The 2,542-nt window shown below is 63.1% G+C and carries 2 protein-coding genes; both read left to right on the top strand.

The window, feature by feature from the left end; translation table 11 throughout:
• Positions 1-147: 147 nt before the first annotated feature.
• On the top strand, positions 148-1,671 hold the full coding sequence (istA, locus tag LDO41_RS34095) for an IS21 family transposase (RefSeq protein ID WP_223995887.1): 1,524 nt from the start codon (positions 148-150) through the stop codon (positions 1,669-1,671).
• A 12-nt stretch (positions 1,672-1,683) separates the two neighbouring features.
• Positions 1,684-2,451 (top strand): IS21-like element helper ATPase IstB, encoded by a 768-nt coding sequence (gene istB, locus LDO41_RS34090; RefSeq protein ID WP_223995886.1) that lies wholly within the window; start codon positions 1,684-1,686, stop codon positions 2,449-2,451.
• The last annotated feature ends 91 nt before the right edge of the window (positions 2,452-2,542 follow it).

Raw genomic sequence — 2,542 nt, 5'->3', positions numbered from 1 at the left:
TGCGTATTTCGGCCGAACGTGACCGGCCGTTTCGGGATCGTGACCGGTGATTTCGGCAACGTGACCGAGCGAACCGGAAGGCAGGATTGGCGTTGCGCATGACATCAACCACGCGGGCTATGCTCGCCGGCTTTGGCCGGAGGAAGCATGCCCGCGCACCGGATGAACATGCGCATGATCAAGGACGTTTTACGACTTAAATTCGACGGCGGCTTCTCGCATGATCGGATCGCCGCATCGCTGGGCATTTCCAAGGGCGTGGTCACAAAGTACGTCGGCCTGGCCGGCGCTGCTGGACTGGACTGGGCGAGCGCCTGCGATATGGACGAAGCCGAACTCGAGCGACGGCTACTCGGCAAGCCCACGGGACCAGCAGCGTACGCCCAGCCCGACTACGGGCGAATTCACCAGGAGCTGCGCCGCAAAGGTATGACGCTCACCCTGCTGTGGGAGGAATATCAGGCGGAGTTTGCGGATCGGCAGACCTATCGCTATACGCAGTTCTGCGAGCACTACAAGGCATTCACCAAACGCCTGAAGCGCTCAATGCGTCAGATCCACCGCGCCGGCGAGAAGCTGTTCGTCGACTTCGCCGGCCCCACGTTGCCGCTGACGACCGGACGCCGCGCACACATCTTCGTGGCCGCCATGGGCGCCTCGAGCTATACGTTCGCGTGCGCGACGCCGGCCGAAAGGATGGAGGACTGGCTGGGCGGCATCGCACGGGCGCTGACCTTCTATGGCGGCGTGCCGCAGTTGGTCGTCCCGGACAACCCACGCGCCATGATTGCCGATCCGGACCGCTACGAGCCGCGCGCCGGCGATACCGTCCTGGACTTCGCGCGTCATTACGGCACCTCATTCTTGCCGGCACGTGTGTATCGTCCGCAGGACAAGCCGAAGGTAGAAGTTGCAGTCCAGGTGGTCGAGCGTTGGATCATGGCGCGCCTGCGTCATCATCAGTTTGCGTCGGTTCAGTCGGTCGATGACGCGATCCGGCCGCTGCTGAAGAACCTAAACGAGCGCCCGTTCCAGAAGTTGCCGGGATGCCGCGCCAGCGCGTTCACCGAACTAGATGCGCCGGCTCTGCAACCGTTGCCGGCACAGCCCTATGAGCTGGCGCACTTCAAGACTGTGACGGTTCACATCGACTATCACGTCGAGATCAACAAACACCGTTACAGCGTCCCGCACGCCCTGGTCGGCCTCAAGCTCGATGCGCGCATCACGGCAGGGGCTGTCGAACTGTTACATCGCGGCCGCCGCGTTGCCAGCCACGCCCGCAATGAGCGCTTGGGTGGCTACACCACCGTCGTCGAGCACATGCCCGCGGCGCACCGCGCCCATCTCGAATGGACGCCGCAGCGGTTGATTCACTGGGGCCAGCAGATCGGCGCGGCAACTGGTGCGCTCGTCACGCGACTGCTGCAGGAGCAACGCCATCCTGAACACGGCTATCGCGCGTGCCTCGGATTGCTCTCCCTGTCTCGGCGCTATGGCCGTGACCGTCTCGAAGCCGCGTCCGCGCTGGCGCTGGAACTGGGCGTGCACCGTTACCGCCATGTGCGCGACATCCTGATCAACAACCGCGACCGCTCTGCGGCGGCAACGCCTGCCGACTGGATCAGCCCGAGCCACGCGCATGTACGCGGCTCCAGTTATTACCAATAAAGAGACTCCACCATGATGATGCACCAGACCCTGACACAGTTGCGCACCCTGAAGCTGGACGGCTTCGTTGATGGCCTCGAAGAACAGTTGACGCAGCCCGGCGCGGCCAGCCTGAGCTTCGAGGAACGACTGTCCCTGCTGGTCGACCGGGAAGCCAGTTGGCGTGATGACCGGCGCCGAACCCGACTGCTCAAGCAGGCGCGTCTCAAGTATCCGCAGGCCGCCATCGAGGACCTCGACACCCGTTCCGGTCGAGGCGTGGACCCGCGCTCCCTCACGAGCTTGGCCCTTGGCGACTGGGTTGAAAGTGGCTACAGCCTGCTCATCAGCGGCCCAACGGGCGCTGGTAAATCATGGCTCGCCTGCGCCCTGGCGCAATATGCCTGCCGGCGCGGGCACTCCGCCTTGTATCTGCGCGTGCCACGACTTGCCGAGGAACTGCGCGTACTTCACGGCAACGGCGGCTTCACCAAATGGCTGCTGCAGGTCGCCCGCGTTGACGTCTTGCTACTGGACGATTGGGGCATGGCTCCCCTCGACGCAATGGTTCGAAACGATCTGCTCGAGATGATTGATGATCGTGCGGCGGGCAAGGCGACCATCGTCACTAGCCAGTTGCCGATTGAGCATTGGCACAGTTGGATCGGCGACGAGACCATCGCTGATGCGATGCTCGACCGTCTCATGCAGCGTCATCACCGGATCACGCTCACCGGCGAGTCGCTCAGAAAAGCATCCCCAAAACCTACCATCCTGGAACCAGGACTCGACCAAGACTGATACGAAACCCTACAATCGACACCGCGCAACTCCCATCCCGCCGAATCGGTCACGATCCCGAAATCGGCGGTCACGTTCGCCGAAATACGCA

The sequence above is a fragment of the Cupriavidus pampae genome, assembly GCF_914271485.1.
GTDB classification, from domain to species: domain Bacteria; phylum Pseudomonadota; class Gammaproteobacteria; order Burkholderiales; family Burkholderiaceae; genus Cupriavidus; species Cupriavidus pampae.
Note: the sequence above shows the minus strand (reverse complement) of the source record. Positions and strands in the feature narration are given on the sequence as shown.